This is a genomic window from Bradyrhizobium sp. USDA 4474 (assembly GCF_054057515.1).
On record NZ_JBSRZJ010000002.1, the window covers coordinates 6554295 to 6576064 of the forward strand.

Annotated in this window: 23 protein-coding genes and 2 pseudogenes; 17 read left to right on the forward strand and 8 right to left on the reverse strand. The window is 64.7% G+C overall.

Annotated features, from left to right (window positions below; translation table 11 throughout):
- The first annotated feature begins 2 nt into the window (after positions 1–2).
- From ACVW16_RS32290 to ACVW16_RS32300, 3 genes are read left to right on the forward strand one after another with little or no spacing between them, the layout of a single operon-like run.
- Positions 3–365, forward strand: a complete 363-nt coding sequence (locus ACVW16_RS32290) for a hypothetical protein (RefSeq protein ID WP_456703011.1) — start codon at positions 3–5, stop codon at positions 363–365.
- On the forward strand, positions 362–1000 hold the full coding sequence (locus ACVW16_RS32295) for a TerC family protein (RefSeq protein ID WP_456734803.1): 639 nt from the start codon (positions 362–364) through the stop codon (positions 998–1000). The genes ACVW16_RS32290 and ACVW16_RS32295 overlap by 4 nt, the downstream gene beginning before the upstream one ends.
- Before the next feature lie 41 nt (positions 1001–1041).
- Positions 1042–1614: a TIGR00645 family protein gene (locus tag ACVW16_RS32300; protein ID WP_456703013.1), complete on the forward strand. Its 573-nt coding sequence runs from the start codon at positions 1042–1044 to the stop codon at positions 1612–1614.
- Between the two features lie 21 nt (positions 1615–1635).
- Here ACVW16_RS32300 and ACVW16_RS32305 read toward each other — a convergent pair whose 3' ends face one another.
- Positions 1636–2574, reverse strand: a complete 939-nt coding sequence (locus tag ACVW16_RS32305) for a LysR family transcriptional regulator (RefSeq protein WP_456703014.1) — start codon at positions 2572–2574, stop codon at positions 1636–1638.
- A gap of 157 nt (positions 2575–2731) precedes the next feature.
- Between ACVW16_RS32305 and ACVW16_RS32310 the strand changes: the two genes are divergently transcribed.
- Positions 2732–3301, forward strand: coding sequence for a hypothetical protein (locus tag ACVW16_RS32310; protein WP_456734804.1), 570 nt, complete (start codon positions 2732–2734; stop codon positions 3299–3301).
- Positions 3302–3554: 253 nt separating this feature from the next.
- Positions 3555–3818 carry a hypothetical protein gene (locus ACVW16_RS32315; RefSeq protein ID WP_456703016.1) on the forward strand — a complete coding sequence of 88 codons (264 nt, stop codon included), beginning with the start codon at positions 3555–3557 and terminating at the stop codon, positions 3816–3818.
- Here ACVW16_RS32315 and ACVW16_RS32320 read toward each other — a convergent pair.
- The 3 genes from ACVW16_RS32320 to ACVW16_RS32330 all read right to left on the reverse strand — a co-directional run bounded on the left by ACVW16_RS32320 (position 3815) and on the right by ACVW16_RS32330 (position 5913).
- Positions 3815–4603, reverse strand: coding sequence for a COG4705 family protein (locus tag ACVW16_RS32320; protein ID WP_456734805.1), 789 nt, complete (start codon positions 4601–4603; stop codon positions 3815–3817). The genes ACVW16_RS32315 and ACVW16_RS32320 overlap by 4 nt on opposite strands.
- A 69-nt stretch (positions 4604–4672) precedes the next feature.
- The gene (locus ACVW16_RS32325; RefSeq protein ID WP_456703018.1) at positions 4673–5071 is read right to left on the reverse strand and encodes a hypothetical protein; all 399 of its coding nucleotides are present in this window, start codon (positions 5069–5071) and stop codon (positions 4673–4675) included.
- A gap of 59 nt (positions 5072–5130) precedes the next feature.
- Complete coding sequence (locus ACVW16_RS32330) at positions 5131–5913, reverse strand: COG4705 family protein (RefSeq protein WP_456734806.1); 783 nt, start codon at positions 5911–5913, stop codon at positions 5131–5133.
- A gap of 193 nt (positions 5914–6106) precedes the next feature.
- Between ACVW16_RS32330 and ACVW16_RS32335 the strand changes: the two genes are divergently transcribed.
- Together ACVW16_RS32335 and ACVW16_RS32340 are read left to right on the forward strand one after the other, a co-directional pair.
- A complete protein-coding gene (locus ACVW16_RS32335; protein ID WP_456703020.1) occupies positions 6107–6766 on the forward strand; it encodes a response regulator in 660 nt (219 codons plus the stop codon).
- Positions 6763–8058: an ATP-binding protein gene (locus tag ACVW16_RS32340; RefSeq protein ID WP_456734807.1), complete on the forward strand. Its 1296-nt coding sequence runs from the start codon at positions 6763–6765 to the stop codon at positions 8056–8058. Before ACVW16_RS32335 ends, ACVW16_RS32340 begins: the two co-directional genes overlap by 4 nt.
- Positions 8059–8162: 104 nt before the next feature.
- Here the strand turns inward: ACVW16_RS32340 and ACVW16_RS32345 are convergent.
- Positions 8163–8547, reverse strand: a pseudogene (locus ACVW16_RS32345) (serine aminopeptidase domain-containing protein); the annotation flags it as partial.
- 179 nt (positions 8548–8726) lie between these two features.
- Here ACVW16_RS32345 and ACVW16_RS32350 point away from each other — a divergent pair.
- From ACVW16_RS32350 to ACVW16_RS32360, 3 genes are read left to right on the forward strand one after another with little or no spacing between them, the layout of a single operon-like run.
- Positions 8727–10115: a class II 3-deoxy-7-phosphoheptulonate synthase gene (locus ACVW16_RS32350; protein ID WP_456734808.1), complete on the forward strand. Its 1389-nt coding sequence runs from the start codon at positions 8727–8729 to the stop codon at positions 10113–10115.
- Positions 10116–10119: 4 nt separating this feature from the next.
- Entirely contained in the window at positions 10120–10473 is a 354-nt protein-coding gene (locus ACVW16_RS32355; protein WP_092230217.1) for a diacylglycerol kinase, read from the forward strand.
- Between the two features lie 16 nt (positions 10474–10489).
- Complete coding sequence (locus ACVW16_RS32360) at positions 10490–12247, forward strand: NAD+ synthase (RefSeq protein WP_456734809.1); 1758 nt, start codon at positions 10490–10492, stop codon at positions 12245–12247.
- Between the two features lie 2 nt (positions 12248–12249).
- Here ACVW16_RS32360 and ACVW16_RS32365 read toward each other — a convergent pair whose 3' ends face one another.
- Both ACVW16_RS32365 and ACVW16_RS32370 read right to left on the reverse strand, forming a co-directional pair.
- A complete protein-coding gene (locus tag ACVW16_RS32365) occupies positions 12250–13440 on the reverse strand; it encodes a DUF2865 domain-containing protein (RefSeq protein ID WP_456738517.1) in 1191 nt (396 codons plus the stop codon).
- A gap of 143 nt (positions 13441–13583) precedes the next feature.
- Positions 13584–13865 (reverse strand): hypothetical protein, encoded by a 282-nt coding sequence (locus tag ACVW16_RS32370; RefSeq protein WP_456734811.1) that lies wholly within the window; start codon positions 13863–13865, stop codon positions 13584–13586.
- On the opposite strand from ACVW16_RS32370, the gene ACVW16_RS32375 reads away from it, so the two are divergent.
- From ACVW16_RS32375 to ACVW16_RS32395, 5 genes are all read left to right on the forward strand, one after another.
- Positions 13864–14121: a hypothetical protein gene (locus tag ACVW16_RS32375; protein WP_456734812.1), complete on the forward strand. Its 258-nt coding sequence runs from the start codon at positions 13864–13866 to the stop codon at positions 14119–14121. The two genes, ACVW16_RS32370 and ACVW16_RS32375, sit on opposite strands and share 2 nt — an antisense overlap.
- A 39-nt stretch (positions 14122–14160) precedes the next feature.
- Entirely contained in the window at positions 14161–15558 is a 1398-nt protein-coding gene (gene cysS, locus ACVW16_RS32380) for a cysteine--tRNA ligase (protein ID WP_456734813.1), read from the forward strand.
- Positions 15558–16049, forward strand: a complete 492-nt coding sequence (locus tag ACVW16_RS32385; protein ID WP_456703035.1) for a GNAT family N-acetyltransferase — start codon at positions 15558–15560, stop codon at positions 16047–16049. Before cysS ends, ACVW16_RS32385 begins: the two co-directional genes overlap by 1 nt.
- Positions 16046–17644, forward strand: a complete 1599-nt coding sequence (gene cimA / locus ACVW16_RS32390) for a citramalate synthase (protein ID WP_456703036.1) — start codon at positions 16046–16048, stop codon at positions 17642–17644. The genes ACVW16_RS32385 and cimA overlap by 4 nt, the downstream gene beginning before the upstream one ends.
- A 122-nt stretch (positions 17645–17766) precedes the next feature.
- Entirely contained in the window at positions 17767–18144 is a 378-nt protein-coding gene (locus ACVW16_RS32395; RefSeq protein WP_456734814.1) for a VOC family protein, read from the forward strand.
- On the opposite strand, the gene ACVW16_RS32400 is transcribed toward ACVW16_RS32395, so the two are convergent.
- Positions 18145–18750 (reverse strand): LOG family protein, encoded by a 606-nt coding sequence (locus tag ACVW16_RS32400; RefSeq protein WP_456703038.1) that lies wholly within the window; start codon positions 18748–18750, stop codon positions 18145–18147.
- 200 nt (positions 18751–18950) lie between these two features.
- Between ACVW16_RS32400 and ACVW16_RS32405 the strand changes: the two genes are divergently transcribed.
- Positions 18951–20906, forward strand: a complete 1956-nt coding sequence (locus ACVW16_RS32405) for an ABCB family ABC transporter ATP-binding protein/permease (RefSeq protein ID WP_456734815.1) — start codon at positions 18951–18953, stop codon at positions 20904–20906.
- Between the two features lie 84 nt (positions 20907–20990).
- A pseudogene (locus ACVW16_RS32410) lies at positions 20991–21668 on the forward strand (phosphatidylserine decarboxylase); the annotation flags it as partial.
- Between the last annotated feature and the right edge of the window lie 102 nt (positions 21669–21770).

Sequence of the window (21770 nt, forward strand, 5' to 3'; positions counted from 1 at the left end):
GCATGAGCACAGCTTCGGAGGAGCAAAGGACGAGATCCAAGGGCGACAGCGGCCAGCCGGCTGGTGGAGATCCGCGGCTTGCCGCGCTCGTCCATCGGCTGCCGCCGCGTCTTGCCGGCGCGGTCGACTATCTCCTGCAGCCGTCCAGCCGTTGGGTCCGGATTCCGTCGGGCGTCCTGCTCGTGCTCGGCGGCGTGCTGTCCTTCCTGCCGGTGCTCGGCATCTGGATGCTGCCGCTTGGTCTCGCGCTGCTCGCCGAGGACGTGCCGGCGCTGCGTGGGGCTCGCGCGAAGGTGTTCGACTGGATCGAGCGCCGCAAGCCGCACTGGCTGGATCCTGCCGCTCCCAAAAATCACCGAACATGATCGAATTCATCACCGCCGAGGCGCTGACCGCGCTGCTCCAGGTCATCGTGATTGACCTCGTGCTCGCCGGCGACAACGCCGTCGTCATCGGTCTCGCGGCCGCAGGCCTTCCGGCCGAGCAGCGTCGCCGCGCCATCGTCGTCGGCATCGTTGCGGCCACCGCGTTGCGCATCGCCTTTGCTGGTGCCGCTGCCCAGCTTCTGCAAGTGATCGGCCTGCTGCTCGCCGGCGGGGTGCTGTTGCTGTGGGTGTGCTGGAAGATGTGGCGCGAGCTGCGTGAGCAGGCGACGCTTGCGAACGAGCTCGCGGCCAGCCTTGCTGGCGGGGCGACCGGCGTGGCCGCGCCGCGCAAGACGTTCAGGCAAGCCGCGTTGCAGATCGTTGCCGCAGACGCATCGATGTCGCTCGACAACGTGCTTGCGGTCGCGGGCGCGGCGCGTGAGCAGCCTTATATCCTCGTCTTCGGTCTGGTTCTGTCGGTTGCGCTGATGGGCATCGCCGCCGATCTGCTCGGCCGCGTGCTTCAGAAGCAGCGCTGGATCGCCTATGTCGGCCTTGCCATCGTCGTCTACGTCGCCTTCGAGATGATCTATCGCGGCTCGCTCGAGCTCGCGCCCGTGATCGCAAGTTTCTGAGATCTGTCTTCGTTTTCCCGCCTCGTTTGCTGGAGTGATCGATGTCGTCTGAACCCCAACCGTCTTCGGCGAGACCGCCGGTCGGCCTGTTTCCGCGCCTGATCTTCGGATCGCGATGGCTGCAATTGCCGCTCTATGTCGGCCTCATCGTCGCACAGGCGGTCTATGTGCTGCTGTTTCTGAAGGAGCTCTGGCACCTGGTGGCGCACTCGTTCGACGCCAGCGAGCAGCAGATCATGCTGGTCGTGCTCGGCCTGATCGACGTGGTCATGATCTCGAACCTGCTGGTGATGGTGATCGTCGGCGGTTATGAGACCTTCGTCTCGCGGCTGAACCTGCGCGGCCATCCGGACGAGCCGGAATGGTTGAGCCACGTCAATGCCAGCGTGCTCAAGATCAAGCTCGCGATGGCGATCGTCGGCATCTCCTCGATCTCGTTGCTCAGGACGTTCATCGAGGCCGGCAATCTCGGCACCGTCAGGAGCAATTTCACCGAGACCGGCGTGATGTGGCAGGTGCTGATCCATCTGACCTTCATCATCTCGGCCATCGGCATCGCCTGGGTGGACCGCCTCGGCGATAACGGGCATCGCAAGGAGAACGCTCACGCCTGAGCGCCGAGCGAACCACGCAGATCAGGCGATGGGCGGATAGGCCGAATTCTCCCGCCGTTCGCGCTCGCCCAGTTCGCGCACCAGTTCCTGGAGAAATGATTCCGTGAAGGCGGGCAGCGTGCGCTCAGCGCGGACGTAGATGCCGAGGTCCGACCATAACGGGCTGCCGGCATTGTCGAGTGGCAGGAATACGAGCTGCCCGTCGCGTGACAGCCTGCCGATGCCGAGCTGGGTCTGGAAGGCGACGCCAACGCCGCGCACAGCCAGCTCGCGCATCAGGTCGATCGAGTTTACTTGAATAGCAGGCTCCGGCGTCTCCGAGAGCTGCGCGATCAGCGGCTGGAGCAGATGATAGATCGACAGCTCCGGCAACGCCTGGATGACGGGAAAGGCGAGGCATTGCTCCAGCGTCACGGTCCTGCGGCGCGCCAGCGAATGCTCGCGGGCAACGAGGGCGCCGAGGCGGAAGCGTTTCAACGCGACCTGCCGCAGGTCTGGTGGATGCTTGAGGGCAATGGCGATGCCGATATCGGCCTCGCCCCGGCGCAAGGCTTCGAGCACGTCGGACGATCCCATCACCTCGGTGGTGAAGCTGACGCGACGCGCCCGGCTGCGGTGCGAGGCGATCAAATCCGGCAATACGGACTCGGTGAGGGACTCGATGCAGGCGATGCTGACATTGCCGTGCCAGGCGCCGGACAGGGACGCAACGTCGGAGCGGAAGCGATCGAGGTCCTGCAGCACGTTCATGACGTGACGCGCCAGCATCTCGCCAACGGTGGTCAGGATCAGGCCGCGCGCCGTCCGCTCGAATAGGGGTGAGCCAACTTCCTGTTCAAGCTTGAGAATTTGGCGGCTGACGGCCGAGGAGGCGACGTTCAGGAGGCGCGCTGCGGCGCGGATCGAGCCGGTGCGACGGACGGCGTGGAAGTACTGGATGGCCGGTGAGTGAAAGCGCATGGGACCCTCCCGGCACTATAGCTGTTGCCGAAACGGCAGCAACATGTACGAATTTCTCTGCCTTTTGAGGACGCGCGTTTCACCCTAGTGTCACGGGCTGACGGGCCCTTCCGGCCCGCGCGGCGGCGCGCCCGCAAACGATGCGTGGGGGATTGAGGTGAACGAGAGGATTGCGTGCGACCTGGAGCGCGGGCGTGATGCCCGTCTCGTCGACCGCCGCCGCGCGGCCGCTCATGTCGGCGTGACCGCCGGCCGCTTCGAGCAATTGGTGCGCGACAACGTCGTGCCGCCGCCGGTCATGGTGAACAACAAACGACGCTGGCCGATCGCGTTGCTCGATGATGCCAAGGAGGCGGTCGGCAGCAGCGCGCCGTCGTCGCCGGTGGCGAGCGCCGGTGTCGAAGCGCCTCGCTGCGACGGCGCCAGCATGCCGTCTTCGCGCGAACTGCCCGATGCGGCCTGGTTCGAGCAGCGCGCGAGCTTCGTGCAGCGCGTCCGCCGCTCGTTGCTGTCAGGCAACGAGATCCGCCTGCTGCGCGAGTTCAAGGTACTCAGGCAGAACGAAATCAGCATGTATGGCTATTATGGCAGCTTCGAAGCGCTGATGGTGCGCGGCTATATCGTCGAGACCGATCGCAAGCCGCCATCGAGTCGTCCGCTGGTGACCTACCGCCTGACGGCACCGGGCGAGCAGGTGATTGCGGCGCTGAAGGAGCCGGTGTTCTGATCGGACGCGACGAAGTCCTGACGCAGCCGATGGACCCAAGGCCGTCTGGATGAATTTGGCCGTTTTGATACCTCCCGAGCGGGCAATCCTGAAGCCCGGTTGATCCTGTCAAGGCGGGCTCTCTTTCCCCGATCGATAAAATTGTCTGCAATCCGCTCAAGCCCGGCAAACCCTGCGGACAAGAAGCGTGGCCCCTTAAACCTCGGCTTTGGAACCGGCGTGCATCCTCACCGCAAAAGGGCGAGGCATCAGCATGTCAGTTCTCAAGGAGATCGTCGTGGCGGTCGCGGGAGTCTACGCACTCCTGTTCGTCTGCGACGCATTGTTCGGTGTCGGCGAGCCGCGCTTCGACGACGCCTATTACCGCGCCAGCTTCTACGCGCCGAAGCCGCAGCAATTCCGTTTCGCCGGCGATACGCCGCCGGCGGTGCGCGTCAGCGACGCCTTCGCGCAATTCTCGGCGGCCGAGGCCAGGCCGAACAAGCGCTACTCGTCGCTGACGACGATCATCCGCTAGGCGCGCTCGGTTGCCTGGTCATTCCTCGGATGCTGTCCCGCGCGCTGCGGGATCAGCAACAGGCAGGCCACCATGAACGCGGCGATCACGGCGGAAGCCAGCGGCCGGCTTAGCGCGAGCCCACCATGATCGAGTGGCTTGTCGAGGAAATCACCGACGGTCGCACCAAGCGGCCGGGTCAGGATGAAGGCCGCCCAGAACAACGTGACACGTGAGACGCGGGTCCAGAAATAGAGCGCCGCAATGACGGCCAATCCCGCGGCGAAGATCAGCGCGCCGCCGCGATAGCCCAGATCGCCGGTATCGGCGATCCAGTCGCCAAGCGCGGTGCCCAGCGTCTGCGAGAAGGTGATCGCGCCCCAATAGAAGGCTTCGACTCGCGGTGTGTTGACGCTGTTGACCGAGATGGTGCCCTCGGCGCGATACCAGAGCCCGAGCACCAGCACGAGGCAGGTGAGCAGCAGCGTCGAGCCGCCGGTATAGCCGATGCCGAGCGAGCGGTCGGCGAAGTCCGCCATCGTGGTGCCGAATGTGGTCGAGGCCACGATGGTTGCCCAATACAGCGCGGGATGGAATCGTTGCGCGCGGATCTGCGCGGCGACCAGGACGATCAGCGCTGCCAGGAACAGGCACGTGCCCGCGAGGTAGCCCCAGTTCAGCGTCATCGTGACGGTGTCGCCGCCGGTTTCACCCAACGTCGTGGCGGCGATCTTGATGATCCAGAAGCCCAACGTGACTTCGGGGACCTTGCTCTCGCCGAGGATGCTCTTCGTGTTGGTGGCCATGGTGTCCTCCTTGCAACACCAGCCGCGAATCTCCGTTCGCGGCTGGCGCGGTAACGATGCGTGGACGCATCACGTCCTGGTGACGCTATCCATGATCGCGAGCAGATCGCTGATCGCCTGCTTGCACTTTGCGGGGTCCGGCGTGCCGGCGCGGAGCGCCTCCAGCGCGCGGTCGATCGCCTTGTCCACGGTGTGCCAGTCGGCCGCTGCGCGCGGCTTCAACCCGGCTTCGGCCTCGTCCCATCTGGTTTCGAGGTCCTTGATCCTCGTCCTGGCACCGGGCAGGTCGCCCTTGTCGACCAGCGCGGCGACATCGTCAGCGATGCTGCGGAACGGCGTGAGGTCGCCGAGCCTGGCCGTGGCGGCCTCGGCGAGCGGGATGAAGCCGAAATGCTGGTTGGCGTGCGTGTTTGGTTCGCCGGACATGGTCGTCACAAGGCAAACGGCGATGGCGGGGATGAGTTTCATGGCTCTCTCCTGATGTGGCTCCTGCGTCCGTGCAGGATGGGTTGAAGCTGTGATCGGGGTTACTGCGCCGGACCGGCCCGACGCGTGCCGTCGCATTCGAACGTCACCCAGGCGACGAGGCCGACGATCGCGGTCAGGAAGACGATGCTGGTCTGGATCGTGCCGAGGCCGATGCCGCCGTATTCGCGCGACTGCGACAGCAGATCGCCGAGCGAGGCGCCGAGCGGGCGGGTCAGGATGTAGGCGAGCCAGAAGGTGAGGACGGGATTGGCGCCGATCGTATGGGAGAGGGCCACCGCCACGATCAGCGCGCCGAATGCGACGACGCCGAGCTGGAAGCCGAGGCCAAGCGCTTCTGTTGCAAGGTCGCCAGCCGCCGTGCCCAGCGCGAAGGTGAACAGGATCGCGGTCCAGTAGAACAACTCGCGCCGTGTCGTCACGATGCCATGGATTGATAGCGTGCGCTCGGCGGCGTACCAGATCGCAAAGGTCGCGGCGAGCGCGCAGGCAAACGCGGCGGTGCTGACGTAGAGGCTGATCTCGAGCTTATCGGTCAGGAGATCCGTGAGCTGGGTGCCGACGATGCTGACGAGGACGACGGTGAGCCAGTAGATCCACGGCACATACGCGCGACGGCTCAGCTGCAGCAGCAGCACGGCAATCAGCAATCCGGTCATGCTGATCGCGGTGAGGCTGGCACCGAGGCCGACATGCACCGCCAGATAATCGGCGCCGGTCTCGCCGACCGTGGTCGAAAGGATCTTGATGGCCCAGAAAATCGCGGTGACCTCCGGAACCTTGTTCAGCAGCCGTCTTGCGCCAAGGTCTTGATGTCGCGACATGCCCGAATCTCCCTCCGTCGAACCGATGCCGGACCGTCGCGTGGAGGACTTAGGCCCGACTTAGGGATGAGAAATTTCCTGCCGATGCGGCCTCGGCCGCAATTTGGGCCTGCTGGCGCTTCCTAACTCTGCGCTAAGTGTTGGTGCACAGGATGCGGCGGCCGGACCGTCCGGCAGAGCTTGAGGACCGGTTTTGCGGGTGTTGCTGATCGAGGACGACAGGATGGTCGGCGCCGCCGTCGAGCAGGCGCTGAAGGATGCCGCTTACGCCGTCGATTGGGTTCGCGATGGCGAAACCGCACTGCTTGCGGCCGCAAGCGAATCCTACGAGGTGCTGCTGCTCGATCTTGCTTTGCCCAATACGGATGGCCGCGACATCCTGCGACGGCTGCGCGCGGACGGCCGCAAGATTCCGGTCATCATCGTGACCGCGCGCGATGCCCTCGACGACAGGATCGAAGGGCTCGATCTCGGCGCCGACGATTATCTCGTCAAACCGTTCGAGATCCGCGAATTGCTGGCGCGGATGCGCGCCGTCACGCGCCGCGAGGCCAGCGGCGCGCCGGCATTGCTCGGCAATGGAGCGCTGCGTCTGGACCCCGCGAGCCGCGAGGCGTCGTACCTGACGAAATCCGCGGTGCTCACCGCGCGCGAGTTCGCGCTGCTGCAGGCACTGCTGGCCCGGCCCGGCACGATCCTGTCGCGCGGAGAGCTCGAGCGGCAGCTCTACGGCTGGAACGAGGAGGTTGCGAGCAATGCGATCGAGTTTCTGATCCATGCGGTGCGCAAGAAGCTCGGCTCGGATGCGATCCGCAACGTGCGTGGCGTCGGCTGGATGGTGGATCGGCCATGATCAGGTCCTTGCGGGGCCGTCTGTTCGCCGGTCTCACTGCGATCATCCTGCTGACGGGACTCGTCGGCGGCCTGTTCGCCTATCGCTGGGCGTTCGACGAGGCGATCGAGATGCAGGACTCCGTCCTGATCCAGATCGCAGGCCTCGTGCTGTCAGGCAGTCTCACCGGCGGCCGGGAGTTGCATGGTGTGGATGCGGATGCCGAGGTCTGGCTGATCGATCAGGCGTCGGAACACGACGCCAGGCTCTGGAGCTTCAAGGACGGCTTCGCGCTGTCGACCCGAAAAGGGCGGCCGATCCGCGTGCTGCTGCGGACCCGGCCTGACGGCACAAGGTTCGCGGTCGCACAGAGCACCTCCGTCCGCGACGAGATCGCAAGCGACATGGCCTTCCGCACGGTGCTGCCGATCGCGGCGCTCGTTCCCTGTTTGCTGCTGGTCACTGCCATCGTCATCGCGCGCTCGTTGCGACCGATGGTTCGTCTGGCTGATGATCTCGATGGACGCCGTGCCGATGACATGACGCCGCTGCCAGCCGGGCAGATGCCCAGCGAGCTGCATCCGTTCATCGTCTCGATCAACGGATTGCTGCAGCGGATGCGTCTCCTGATGGACCAGCAACGCCGGTTCGTGGCCGACGCCGCACACGAGTTGCGCACCCCGATCACCGCGCTGAGCCTGCAAGCGGAGAATCTTGGATCGGTGGATCTGCCTTCAGGTGCGCGCGATCGCGTGGCGATGCTCCGACAAGGCATCGGCCGGACCAAGCATCTGCTGGAGCAATTGTTGGCGCTTGCAAGACAGGATGCCGGATCGGCGGATGGAACGGCAATCCCGACCGTCGCCCTGGATGCTACGGTGAAAGAGATCGTCGCCGATATTCTGCCCGAGGCCGCCAGGCGCGGCATCGATCTCGGTTTTGCCCGCATCGAAGCGACTATGGTTCGCGGAGAAACCGTGATGCTCGCCGCCATGGCCCGCAATCTTCTCGACAATGCGCTTCGCTTTACCCCGCATGGCGGACGTATCGATGCCTGGGTCTATCGCGATGGAGAGGCAGCGATCGTCCGGATCGAGGACAGTGGTCCGGGTGTTGCGCCGGAGGACATCGGCCGGATCTTCGAGCCGTTCTTCCGGGGCCAGCGTCCCGAGGGCGATGGCGTCGGGCTCGGCCTGTCGATCGTCAAGCGGATCATCGATCGGCTCGGTGGATCGATTGAAGCCGTAAACGTTGCGGAGAGCGGACGCACCGGACTGCGGGTCCTGGTCAAGCTGCCCGCAGCGTCGGCCTGACCGTCACTCTGCCTGAACCCATTCCGCTACGCCGCGCCACAGCGTGTCGCGATGCTCGGAGCGAAAGAAGCCGAAATGGCCGATCGCCTTGGGCCCGAGCGCCTATAGGAGTGGCCGACATAGGCGAGGGGCAGGGGATTGTAGCGCTCCCGCATCCGGCGCACCGCGGCGGTGACGTCGAGTGCCGCCCAGTCCGACATCGAGGCCTTGAAGCCGACCAGCGATTTCGGGTGGAAGTCGCCGACCATCGCCGGCTGCCGGGAGCCGCCGATGCCGCGATAGTCGTAAGTGAGCACAGCGCAGCCGCGATGGGCGAGATAGGAGGCAAAGCCCTTGTAGATCTTGCGGGGCACGGCGCTGGCCAAATTGATCAGCACGGCATGCCGCTTGGTCCCGCGCGGCAGGAACAGGGTGCCTGATAGCGCGTACCCGTCGGTCGCCGGGAAAGTTGATCTCGTCGATGAAAACGTCGTCCCGTGGCGCGTCCATGGTGGAAGCTGTCTTGCCGGCCTCTGCCGCCCCCCAGCAAATGCGAATTCAGCTTTGCCCGCAAGGGTTTGCCTTGCCAAACGGATTTACAACTGGCGATGTCGTGCCAGCCTGTGTATAAGGCGGCCCTCGCAACCCACAGATCAGGTTGCACTTTTTGCTTTCACGGAGAGATTGCGATGTCCGAGCGGTGGACGCCCGAGTCCTGGCGCAGCAAGCCGGTGCTACAGGTGCCCGATTATCCCGACGCCAAGGCCTTGGCCGACGTCGAGGCGCAACTTGCAACCTTCCCGCCGCTGGTGTTTGCCGGCGAGGCGCGCAACCTGAAGAAGGCGCTCGGGCGCGTGGCGGCCGGCGAGGCCTTCCTGCTCCAGGGCGGCGACTGCGCCGAGAGCTTTGCCGAGCACGGCGCCAACAACATCCGCGACTTCTTCCGCGTGCTGTTGCAGATGGCGGTGGTGTTGACCTATGCCGGCGCGGTGCCGGTGGTGAAGGTCGGCCGTATCGCCGGTCAATTCGCCAAGCCGCGCTCCTCGCCGACCGAGAAGGTCAACGGCGTCGAGCTGCCGAGCTATCGTGGCGACATCGTCAACGACATCGCGTTCACCAAGGAAGCGCGCGTGCCGGATCCGCAGCGGCAGCTGATGGCCTATCGCCAGTCGGCCGCGACGCTGAACCTGCTGCGCGCGTTCGCGACCGGCGGCTTCGCCAATCTCGGCAGCGTGCACCAATGGATGCTGGGCTTCCTCAAGGATAGCCCGCAGTCCCGCCGCTACAAGGAATTGGCCGACCGCATTTCCGAGGCGCTCAACTTCATGCGCGCCTGCGGCCTCGATCTCGAGAGCCATCCGGAGCTGCGCGCCACCGATTTCTACACCAGCCATGAGGCGCTGCTGCTCGGCTACGAGCAGGCCATGACCCGCGTCGACTCCACCACCGGCGACTGGTACGCGACCTCGGGCCACATGATCTGGATCGGTGACCGCACCCGCCAGCTCGATCACGGCCATGTCGAATATTTCCGCGGCATCAAGAACCCGATCGGCCTGAAGTGCGGCCCGTCGCTGAAGCCCGACGAGCTCTTGAAGCTGATCGACATTCTCAACCCCGACAACGAGCCGGGCCGGCTGACGCTGATCAATCGTTTCGGCTCCGACAAGGTCGCCGATCATCTGCCCGGCCTGATCCGCGCGGTGAAGCGCGAGGGCAGGGTGGTGGTCTGGTCATGCGATCCCATGCATGGCAACACCATCACCTCCACGTCGGGCTACAAGACGCGGCCGTTCGACCGCGTGCTGTCGGAGGTGAAGTCGTTCTTCACGATCCACGCCGCGGAAGGCACCCACGCCGGCGGCGTGCATCTGGAGATGACCGGCCAGGACGTCACCGAATGTATCGGCGGCGCCCGCGCCATCACCGACGAGGATCTCAACGACCGCTACCATACGGTCTGCGATCCCCGCCTCAATGCCGAGCAATCCATCGACATGGCCTTCCTGATCGCGGAGCTCCTCAAGCAGGAACGCGTCGGCAAAGCCAAGCCGATGCCGTTCGCGGCGGGGCTCTAGGACCTTGCTGCGGATCTGGAAGGCCACGATCAACTCCCGCAACGGTCTGGCCTTTGCGTTCCGCTCGGAACAGGCCGTCCGCGAGGAGATCTTTGCGCTGATCCTGGCGCTGCCGGTGGCGTGGCTCGTCGCCGCCACCGCGACACGCGCGGTCGAGCTGGTCTGCTCGGTCGCCTTCGTGCTGGTGGTGGAGCTGCTCAACACCGCGATCGAGAAGCTCGCCGACCGCCTGACGTTGGATCACGACAAGCAGATCGGCCGGGTCAAGGACATGGGCTCGGCCGCGGTCGGCGTCGCGCTGTTGATGGCCGGCGCGTTCTGGATCATCGCCATCATCGAGCGATTGGGATTCCTCTAAAGCGAGGACGGCGGCCATGACCGAACGTCTCAACGCATTCGCGGTGACGCTCGCCCAGCTCAATCCGACCGTGGGCGACATCGCCGGCAATGCCGCAAAGATACGTGCTGCGCGTGGGCGAGCCGTCGCCGACGGCGCCGATCTCGTGCTGTTTCCGGAATTGTTCATCGCGGGCTATCCGCCCGAGGATCTGGTGCAGAAGCCGTCCTTCCAGGCCGCCTGCCGCTCGGCCATCGAGGCGCTGGCGCGCGAGACCGCCGATGGCGGCCCGGCGTTGCTGGTCGGCACGCCCTGGGTCGATGACGGCAAGCTCTACAATGCCTGTGCGCTGCTCGACGGCGGACGTATCGCTGCGCTTCGCTTCAAATGCAACCTGCCGAATTACGGCGTGTTCGACGAGAAGCGCTTGTTCGCGCGGGGGCCCGCTTCGGGTCCCGTCACGGTGCGCGGCGTGCGGATCGGCGTGCCGATCTGCGAGGACATCTGGCTGGAAGAGTCCGAGGATTACGAGAACGTGGTCGAGACGCTGGCCGAGACCGGCGCCGAGATCATTCTGGTGCCGAACGGCTCCCCCTATGCCCGCGACAAGAACGATGTGCGTCTGTCGGTCGCTGTCGCGCGGGTCACCGAGAGCGGCCTGCCGCTGGTCTATCTCAACCAGGTCTGCGGCCAGGACGAGCTGGTGTTCGACGGCGCCTCCTTCGCACTCAACGGCGATCTCTCGCTCGCCGCGCAATTGCCGGCGTTCGCGGAAAGCATCACCACGCTGCGCTTCACCCGAAATGGTGGCGATTGGCATTGCACTGGTTCCATTGCCGAGCAGCCGGAAGGCGACCGCGCAGACTATGCCGCGTGCGTGCTGGGTTTGCGCGACTACGTCACGAAAAACGGTTTCCCCGGCGTGTTGCTCGGCATTTCCGGCGGCATCGATTCCGCACTTTGCGCGGCGATCGCTGTCGATGCACTGGGCGCCGATCAGGTGCACGGCGTGATGCTGCCTTATCGCTATACGGCGGCACATTCGATCGCGGACGCTGGCGAGCTCGCCGGCCATCTCGGCATCCGCTACGAGGTGTTGCCAATCGCGGAAGCGGTGGGCGGCTTCGAGACCATCCTGTCGGGCCTCTTCAAGAACCTGCCGCCAGACATTACCGAGGAGAACCTCCAGGCCCGCGCCCGTGGCACGCTGCTGATGGCGATCTCCAACAAGACCGGGTTGATGGTGGTGACGACGGGCAACAAGTCGGAGATGTCGGTCGGATACGCCACGCTCTACGGCGACATGAATGGCGGCTTCAATCCGATCAAGGACATCTACAAGACGCAGGTGTTCCGGCTGGCGAGCTTGCGCAATGCATGGAAGCCCGATGGGGCGCTCGGCCCCGCCGGCGAGGTGATCCCGCCCGACATCATTTCGCGCCCGCCGACGGCGGAGCTGCGCGAGAACCAGACCGATCAGGATTCGCTGCCTGCCTACGAGGTGCTCGATGCGATCCTGGAGCGGCTGGTCGAACGCGAGGAGCCGCTCGACCAGATCATCGCCGCGGGCTTCGACCGCGAGACGGTGACCCGGATCGACCATCTCCTCAACGTCGCCGAATACAAGCGCCGTCAGGCCGCCCCCGGCGTGAAGGTGACGCGCAAGAATTTCGGCCGCGACCGCCGCTATCCCATCACCAACCGCTTTCGCGATCGCGGCGAGAAGCTGCCCGCGCCCGATGAGACCCTGGTCTCGCGCGGCAGCAAGGCCTCGATCGACGCGTTCGAGGGGTAAACCTACTTCTGCTGCTGCGGCAGGAAGGTCGGGCCGACCGAGCGGATCGGCTTGTTCTCCGACGTGGTCGTGGTGTTCGCGTCCGGGGGCTGCGCTGCTGCGGGTGCATTCGCCGTCGCCTGCGCCGGAGGTGCGCCTTTTTTTCCGGTCGCAGGAGCGCCCTTGGTGAGCTGCCGCTGCTGCATCTTCCTGGCGCTCTCTTCGGTGACGATGATGTCACCCTGCTGCTCGACGGCCGCCTTGTCGTCGGCGGATTTCAGCGCGTCGGCCCAGCTCTGGCCGGCCGCCTTGCAGGAGCAGGACGGGTTGAACTCGCTGCGGAATTTGAAGGCATTCGGCAGCGACGTGTAGGGCTGGCCGCTGATGGAGACAGCCGAGCTCATGTCCTCGCCGGGATTGCGGTGGGCATACAGCACGGCTTCGGCCGCCGGGCAGAGCGCCTTGCAGGTCCTCTCGTCATCGGGGAAGCGCGCCGGCACGGTCGCAAACGAGATCGGGAAATAGGCGCCGTCGCAGGTGCGCACGCAGACGGTGCGATAAGTGCCGCTCTGCGGTCCGAGATCAGCGGGCGGGACGCCCGGCTGCTGATTGTTGGGGTTGTTGCCGCCGCCGAAGAGATTGGTCAGGAAGTTGCCGCCGCCCTGCGACTGCGCGGCATTGGCATATTGCGGGCCGCAATTGTTCTGCGCGAGCGCAACCAGCACCGAGCGGCGCTGGCTGTCCCGTTCAGGGTTGCCGCCACCGGGACCGCTACGCAGGCGTTCGAGATTGCCGGTGATCTGATCCAGATTGGCGCGCATCTGCTGGATCTGAGTGTTGACAGGACCGCATTGCGCCGACTGGCCGTTGAACAGCGAGAAGAAGCCGGAGGATTCGCAGCCCATGCGCTTGGCCTGCATGGTCACGCGATCGAGCTCGGCCTGCTGGCGGCTCTGGGAATCCTGGTAACGGCGGATCTGTTCCTCGCGCGCGGGATCGCCGCTCGCCCCGCGGTCGAGCGCAGCGAGCTGCCCTTCCAGCCGCACGCACATCGGGTTCGACCCAGGGCCGACTTGGGCAGGCGGAGGCGGCGCGCCCGGCGGCCCGGCCTGGGCAAAGGCGCCGGTGGCGAGCACGATCGAGCTCAGAAGCACGGTGCACGCAAGGAGAGATCGGGGACGAGACAGAGACAAAGATTCAGGCATATCCGCCATTCTAGCGAGGTCACGGCCCGAAGTGACTTTCCAATGCGATTTGGAGGGCCGAAGCGCGCCCTCCAATAACCGCTTCCTGCGGCATCGTCACGTCGTTTCAGGGGCCGTAAACGGGTCCTAAGGTCCGCCAGTTCCGAGCGAATTCAGCGCTGGCAGGTGATTGCGACATATTCGTCGCAATGGCCATGGGAGCAGTTTGCGCCGGATTTGGGGACAGAGCCGGTAATTTCGTCGGGATCGACCCGGCGGTAGCTTGATGCCTGTGCAAAGTCCCGTGACTGGCAGTAGGTGCGGGCGACCTGCGCGCCGCATTTCTCGCCCTTGGCAAGGCACTGCTCGGTGATGATGAAGACACGGGTCTCCGCGAAAGCGCCGGATGCCGCAAGGATGGAGGCGCAAGACACGAGTGCGAGCAGGGATCGCATGAAACACCTTGGGGCGAAAAACTGGAAACTGCCGGTTCCAGAATGGGCTCAAATGGTTAAGGATCATGAACCATCAAGACGGGGCCGCCGTCCATCGCCGAAACAAGCCGGCATTTTCGCGGCTCTCTTGACGGAAGGCGCCTTCGTGGCCCATATGTCGCCGCATGAACGGTCTCCTCGCCATCTGCATTATTTGCCGCGAGATTACGAGCTAGCGATTCGCTGGCTGGAGCCGTCTTTTCTCAAAACACATTGAGAGCACTGGACGCCCGGCCAACAGCCGACGGGTGCCCCAATGGAATTGCGTCTTTACGATACGTTGAGCCGGGAAAAGCGCACCTTCGTGCCGCTCGATGCGAACAACGTCCGCATGTACGTCTGCGGACCGACCGTCTATGACTTCGCCCATATCGGCAATGCGCGGCCGGTGATCGTGTTCGATGTGCTGTTTCGGCTGCTGCGCCACATCTATGGCGAGGCGCATGTCAAATATGTCCGCAACATCACCGACGTCGACGACAAGATCAACGACCGTGCCGCGCGGGATTTTCCCGGCCTGCCGCTGAACGAGGCGATCCGCAAAGTCACCGAGCAGACCGGAAAGCAGTTTCACGCCGACGTCGACGCGCTCGGCGCGCTGCGGCCGAGCGTCGAGCCGCGCGCGACCGAGCACATCGGCGAGATGCGCGAGATCATCGAAATGCTGATCAAGGGTGGCTTTGCCTATGCCGCCGAGGACCACGTGCTGTTCTCGCCGCAGGCGATGAACGCGGCGAACGCCACGCTGCCGCGCTATGGTGCGCTGTCGAGGCGCTCGCTCGACGAGATGATCGCCGGCGCGCGCGTTGACGTTGCGCCTTACAAAAAGGATTCCACAGACTTCGTGCTTTGGAAGCCGTCGAAACCGGGCGAGCCGTCCTGGCCATCACCGGCGGGCATCAAGACCGAGGGGCGCCCGGGCTGGCACATCGAGTGCTCGGCCATGGCCTGGAAACATCTCGGCGAGCAGTTCGACATCCACGGTGGCGGCATCGATCTCGTATTTCCGCATCACGAGAACGAGGTCGCGCAGACCTGCTGCGCCTTCCACCAGCAGCGCATGGCGAACTATTGGATGCATAACGGCTTCCTGCAGGTCGAAAGCGAGAAGATGTCCAAGTCGCTTGGTAACTTCATCACCATTCACGAGCTGCTGGTGGACTGGCCGGGTGAGGTGCTGCGCCTCAACATGCTGAAGACGCACTACACCTCGCCGATCGACTGGACCATGAAGTCGCTGGAAGAGAGCGCCAAGACGCTCAATGAGTGGTATCGCCTTGCGGCCGACGTCGCGCCGTCGAAGCCGGGGACAGCAGTGGTCGATGCGTTGCTCGACGATCTCAACACGCCGCAAGCAATCGCGGCGCTGCATGGTCTGCGCAATGCGTCCGATGCGGCCGGCCTTTCGGCTTCCTTGCGCCTGCTCGGTTTCCTGTCCGAAAGCGCTGCGCAATGGGAAGGTCGTAAGCAGCAGGCGAGTGGCATTGATGCCGCCGAGATCGACCGTCTCATCGCGGAGCGCGCGGCTGCGCGCGCGCGAAAGGATTTTAAGGAGTCCGATCGTATCCGTGACGAGCTCGCGGCCAAGGGCGTCGTGATCAAGGATGGCAAGGATGCCGATGGCAAACCCGTGACGACCTGGGAGCTCGCGTGATGGCACAAGCGCATCCCAAGCCAGGCTTGCGGCCGTTCCTGCCGGCCGATGTCCCGATGCTGGCCGCGATCTTCGTCGCCAGCATCCAGGAGCTGACCGGCGACGATTACAGCGAGGCGCAGCAGGAAGCCTGGATGGAGGCGGCCGAGACCGAGGAGTTCGGCAAGCGGCTCGCCTCCGACCTGACGCTGATCGCCACGCTGGATGGCTCGCCGGTCGGCTTCGCTTCGCTGCGCGGCCCCGATCACATCCGCATGCTCTATGTGCATCCGGCCGTCAGCCGGCAGGGCATCGCGACCATGCTGGTCGATGCGCTGGAGAAGCTCGCCGGCGGCCGCGGCGCTGCGGCGCTCACCGTCGATGCCAGCGACACCGCGCAAAACTTCTTCGCCAAGCGCGGCTACACCGCCCAGCAGCGTAACAGCGTCACGATGAATGACGAATGGCTCGCCAACACCACGATGAAGAAGACGCTCGGAGCACCACAATGAGCAAGGAGCGCCTTTATCTGTTCGATACCACGCTGCGCGACGGCGCGCAGACCAACGGCGTCGATTTCACGCTTGAGGACAAGCAGGTCATCGCCGGCATGCTCGATGATCTCGGCATCGATTATGTCGAGGGCGGCTATCCCGGCGCCAATCCTCTCGACACCGAATTCTTCGGCACCAAGCCCAAGCTCGAGCACGCGCGCTTCACCGCCTTTGGCATGACCCGGCGGGCAGGGCGCTCGGTGTCCAACGATCCCGGCGTTGCGGGACTTCTTGAAGCAAAGGCGGACGCGATCTGCTTCGTGGCAAAGTCCTCGGCCTATCAGGTGCGTGTCGCGCTGGAGACGACGAAGGAGGAGAATCTCGCCTCGATCCGTGACAGCGTCGCGGCGGCGAAGGCCGCCGGCCGCGAAGTCATGCTCGACTGCGAGCACTTTTTTGACGGCTACAAGGAAGATGCGGGTTTTGCGCTCGCCTGTGCCAAGGCGGCCTATGACGCCGGCGCGCGCTGGGTGGTCCTGTGCGACACCAATGGCGGCACCATGCCAAACGAGGTCGAAGCCATCGTCACTTCAGTGACGAAACATATCCCCGGCGATCACGTCGGCATCCACGCCCATAACGACACCGAGCAGGCGGTGGCCAATTCGCTCGCCGCGGTGCGCGCCGGCGCGCGGCAGATCCAGGGCACGCTGAACGGCCTCGGCGAGCGCTGCGGCAACGCCAATCTCTGTTCGCTGATCCCGACCTTGAAATTGAAGAAGGAGTTTTCGGAGGCTTTCGAGATCTCGGTCACGCCGGAGAAGCTGGCGACCCTCGTCAAGATCTCGCGCACGCTCGACGACATGCTCAACCGCGTGCCGAACCGGCATGCGGCCTATGTCGGCGAAAGCGCCTTCGTTACCAAAACAGGCATTCACGCCTCCGCCGTGATGAAGGATCCGCAGACCTACGAGCATGTGTTGCCGGAGACCGTCGGCAACCACCGCAGGGTGCTGGTGTCAGACCAGGCCGGCCGCTCCAACGTGATCGCCGAGCTCGATCGTGCCGGCATCCCTTACGAGAAGAGCGATCCGAAGCTGACGCGGCTGGTCGAGGAGTTGAAGCAGCGTGAGGCGGCCGGATACGCTTATGAATCCGCCAACGCCTCGTTCGATCTGCTGGCGCGGCGCACGCTCGGCAAGGTGCCGCATTATTTCGAGGTCGAGCAATTCGACGTCAATGTCGAGCAGCGCTACAATTCGCACGGCGAGCGCGTCACCGTTGCCTTGGCCGTGGTCAAGGTCGACGTCGCCGGCGAGCATCTGATCTCGGCCGCCGAGGGCAACGGCCCCGTCAACGCGCTCGATGTTGCCTTGCGCAAGGATCTCGGCAAGTACCAGAAGTACATCGAGGCATTGAAGCTGATCGACTACCGGGTGCGTATCCTCAATGGCGGCACCGGCGCGGTCACGCGCGTCCTGATCGAGAGTGAGGACGAGAATGGCGATCGCTGGACCACGGTCGGCGTGTCGCCGAACATCATCGACGCCTCGTTCCAGGCGCTGATGGATTCGGTGATCTACAAGCTCGTGAAATCGGGCGCGCCGGCGTAGGGTGTAACCACACCAACCCTCATTGGGAGCGCAGCGAAGCAATCCAGACTGCCGCCACGGAAAGACTCTGGATTGCTTCGCTGCGCGCGCAATGACGAGGAGGAGAGGGAGGAGCGCGACGAATGATCGACCACATCTCCGTCGGCGTCAGCGAGCTCGAACGCGCTGCTGAATTCTACGAGGCCACGCTCGCCGCCCTCGGGCTCGCACGTCTCGTCACGCGCCCGCGTACAATCGGCTTCGGCAAGGCCTATCCCGAATTCTGGATCAATCTGCGGGAGGCCATGCCGCCTGTAGCCCCGGAGAGCGGCGTGCATGTCTGCCTGCGGGCAAAAACGACGGCCGAGGTCGACGCATTCCATGCCGCAGCGCTTGCGACCGGCGGCGCATCCGACGGCGCGCCGGGCCTCCGCCCGCATGACCGCGTGCGCTATTACGCGGCCTTCGTCACCGACCCCGATGGCAACAGGATCGAGGCGGTGACGTTTCCGCAGGACTGATTACAGCTTCCGGGCGACGTCCGGGGCCATCTGCTTTTCCGCCTCGGCGATCTGGGTCGCGGCCGATCTCAGCTTCGGCAGGATATCCTCGACGCGATCGGCCTTGAGAATATCGACCGAAAGGCCGGCGCGGATGAACTCGGTCTGGCGCATGTGCGACAGCAGCGAGAACAGCGGCTCCCAGAAATTGTCGATATTGGCGAGCAACACTGGCTTGGCGTGACGGCCGAGCTGTTTCCAGGTCAACTGCTCGACCAGCTCTTCCAGCGTGCCGACGCCGCCCGGCAGCGCCACGAAGGCGTCCGAACGCTCGAACATCAGCCGCTTGCGCTCGTGCATGTCGGGCGTGACGATCATCTCCTGCACGCGGGTGAGCGCGTTCTCGCGCTTGCGCAGGAATTCGGGAATGATGCCGGTGACAGTGCCGCCGTGATCAAGCACGGAGGTCGCCACCGAGCCCATCAGGCCAAGCGAGCCGCCGCCATAGACCAGGCGGATGTTGCTCTCGGCAAGCGCCTTGCCGAACGCCTTGGCGCCTTCGGTGAAGTGGGGATTGGTTCCGGGACCGGAGCCGCAATAGACACAGACGGTTTTGATCGTGCTCATTGATACCATGATGCATTGCAGCGAAGGGGCGTCAAGCCCCTCGGGTGATTCGGACTACCCGGAAATCTACCGGTAAACGACGACAAACAATCGAATATTCGCCATCTGGCGGGGTGCGTTGGCATCGGGAAGTCTCTATATCATGGGCGCAAATCGTTAATCGCAGCGCCGCCGCATCCGGTGGGCTCTAGGCTTTCTTGATGGATCAACCTCAATCGCCCGACGGCTCCGACGTTCCTGCTTCCGCGGCTGGACCGCTGGAGCGGGCCACCCTGATGGGCACGCTGGCGCATCTGTGGCCTTATATCTGGCCGGGCGACCGCTTCGATTTGAAGATGCGGGTGGTCTGGTCGATGGTGCTGCTGCTCGCCGCCAAGCTGATCACGCTGACGGTGCCGTTCAGCTTCAAATGGGCAACCGATGCGCTCACCGGCGCCAACACCGCGCCGGTGCAAGCCAGCAACTGGCACCTCTGGGTGGTTGCATCGCCCCTGATTCTGACCGCGAGCTACGGCGTCATGCGCATCGTGATGGCGGTGCTGACGCAATGGCGCGACGGCATCTTCGCCCGCGTGGCCATGCATGCGGTGCGCAAGCTCGCCACCATCACCTTCGTCCACATGCACGAACTCTCGTTGCGCTTTCATCTGGAGCGCAAGACCGGGGGGCTGACCCGCGTGCTCGAGCGCGGCCGTGAAGGCATCGAGGTCATCGTGCGCATGGTGATCCTGCAGCTGATCCCGACCATCGTCGAGGTCTCGCTGCTGATGGCCGTGCTGCTGTGGCAGTTCGACTGGCGCTACGTGGTCGCGACCCTGATCACGGTCACGCTCTACATGTACTACACCTACATCGCGACCGAGTGGCGGATCGGCATCCGCCGCAAGATGAACGATTCCGACACCGAGGCGAACACCAAGGCGATCGACTCGTTGCTCAACTACGAGACCGTCAAATATTTCAGCGCCGAGGCCCGCGAGGCGCAGCGCTACGACAAGTCGGTCGCGCGCTACGAGGAAGCGAGTATTCACACCTATACCTCGCTAGCCGTGCTCAACACCGGCCAGGCCGTGATCTTCACGCTGGGACTGACCGCGACCATGCTGATGTGCGCGATCGGGGTGCGCAACGGCACCCACACGGTCGGCGATTTCGTGCTGGTCAACGCCATGATGATCCAGCTCTACCAGCCGCTGAATTTCATGGGCATGGTCTATCGCGAGATCAAGCAGGCGATCATCGACATCGAGAAGATGTTCAACGTGATCGGCCGTGAGGCCGAGATCAAGGATGCGCCAAATGCACAGCCGCTGGCGGTCTCCGCCGGCACGGTGCGGTTCGAGGATGTGCGGTTTGCCTATGAGCCGACGCGGCCGATCCTGAAGGGCATCAGCTTCGAAGTGCCGGCCGGCAAGACCGTCGCCATCGTCGGCCCTTCAGGCGCCGGCAAGTCGACCATCTCGCGGCTCTTGTTCCGTCTCTACGACGTTTCCGGCGGCAGGATTTTGATCGACGGCCAGGATATCCGCGAGGTCACGCAGGCGAGCTTGCGCGCCTCGATCGGCATGGTGCCGCAGGATACCGTGCTGTTCAACGACACCATCCGCTACAACATCCGCTACGGACGCTGGGATGCCGGCGATGAGGAGGTCGAGGAGGCGGCGCGGCTGGCGCAGATCGACCATTTCATACGCATGGCGCCGATGGGCTACGAGACCCAGGTCGGCGAGCGCGGCCTGAAACTGTCAGGCGGCGAGAAGCAGCGCGTGGCGATCGCGCGCACGGTGTTGAAGGCGCCGCCGATCCTGGTGCTGGACGAGGCGACATCGGCGCTCGACACCCACACCGAGCACGAAATCCAGGGCGCGCTGGACCGCGTGGCAAAGAACCGGACGTCGCTGGTGATCGCGCACCGGCTCTCGACAATCGTCGGTGCCGACGAGATCATCGTGCTCGACCAGGGCCGCATCGCCGAACGCGGCACCCATGCCAGCCTGCTCGCGCACGACGGTCTCTACGCCAGCATGTGGAACAGGCAGCGCGAGGCCGAAGCCGCCCGTGAGAAGCTGGCCCGGATGGCCGATTCGAGCGACGCCCCCAACCGGGAGCCGCCGCTTGTCGAGGACACCCTCACGGCGCAGGCGGCCGCGGAGTGAGCTTGTCTCCGGTCCCAACTCTGGCCTAAACAACCCCGGTGCGCGAGACGACCCGCGCCATCACCCTCCTGAGCGGCAGATAGCATGTCCATTCTCGATTCCATCCAGCGTCAGATCCCGCCGATCCACAAGGAGGGCTATCCCTTCATCGGCGGCTTTGCGCTGGCAAGCCTCGCATTGTTCTGGCTGTGGTCGCCGCTGGGGTGGATCGGCACCATCCTGACCGTGTGGTGTGCGCTGTTCTTCCGCGATCCCGTGCGCGTGACGCCCCAGCGTGACGGGCTCGTGGTGTCGCCGGCCGACGGTCGGGTCTCGATGGTCACCATGGCGTTGCCGCCGGCTGAGCTCGGCCTCGGCGACCGGCCTCTGCCGCGCATCTCGGTGTTCATGAGCGTGTTCAACTGTCACGTGAATCGGAGCCCGATCGCGGGCAGGGTGGACCGCATCGCCTATCGCCCTGGCCTGTTCATCAATGCCGAACTCGACAAGGCGAGCGAGGACAATGAGCGCAATTCGCTCGTCATCTCGACCCCACAGGGCCGCATCGGCGTGATCCAGATCGCTGGCCTCGTGGCGAAGCGCATCGTCTGCTTCGTGAGGGAAGGGCAGGCCGTCGGGGCCGGTGAGCGGTTCGGCCTGATCCGCTTCGGCTCGCGGCTCGATATCTATCTGCCTGTCGGCACCAAGGCGCTGGTCTCGGAAGGCCAGACCGCGATCGCCGGGGAGACCATCCTGGCCGATCTCACCGGAGACGACCCCGGCCCGCGCCTACCGCGCCAGTTGACAGGCAGCCCGTGTCGGGGGCCCTCCGCCGCAATGGCGCAGGGGAGCACGGCTTGCTATATCTCGCCTGCAGGTGAGGAC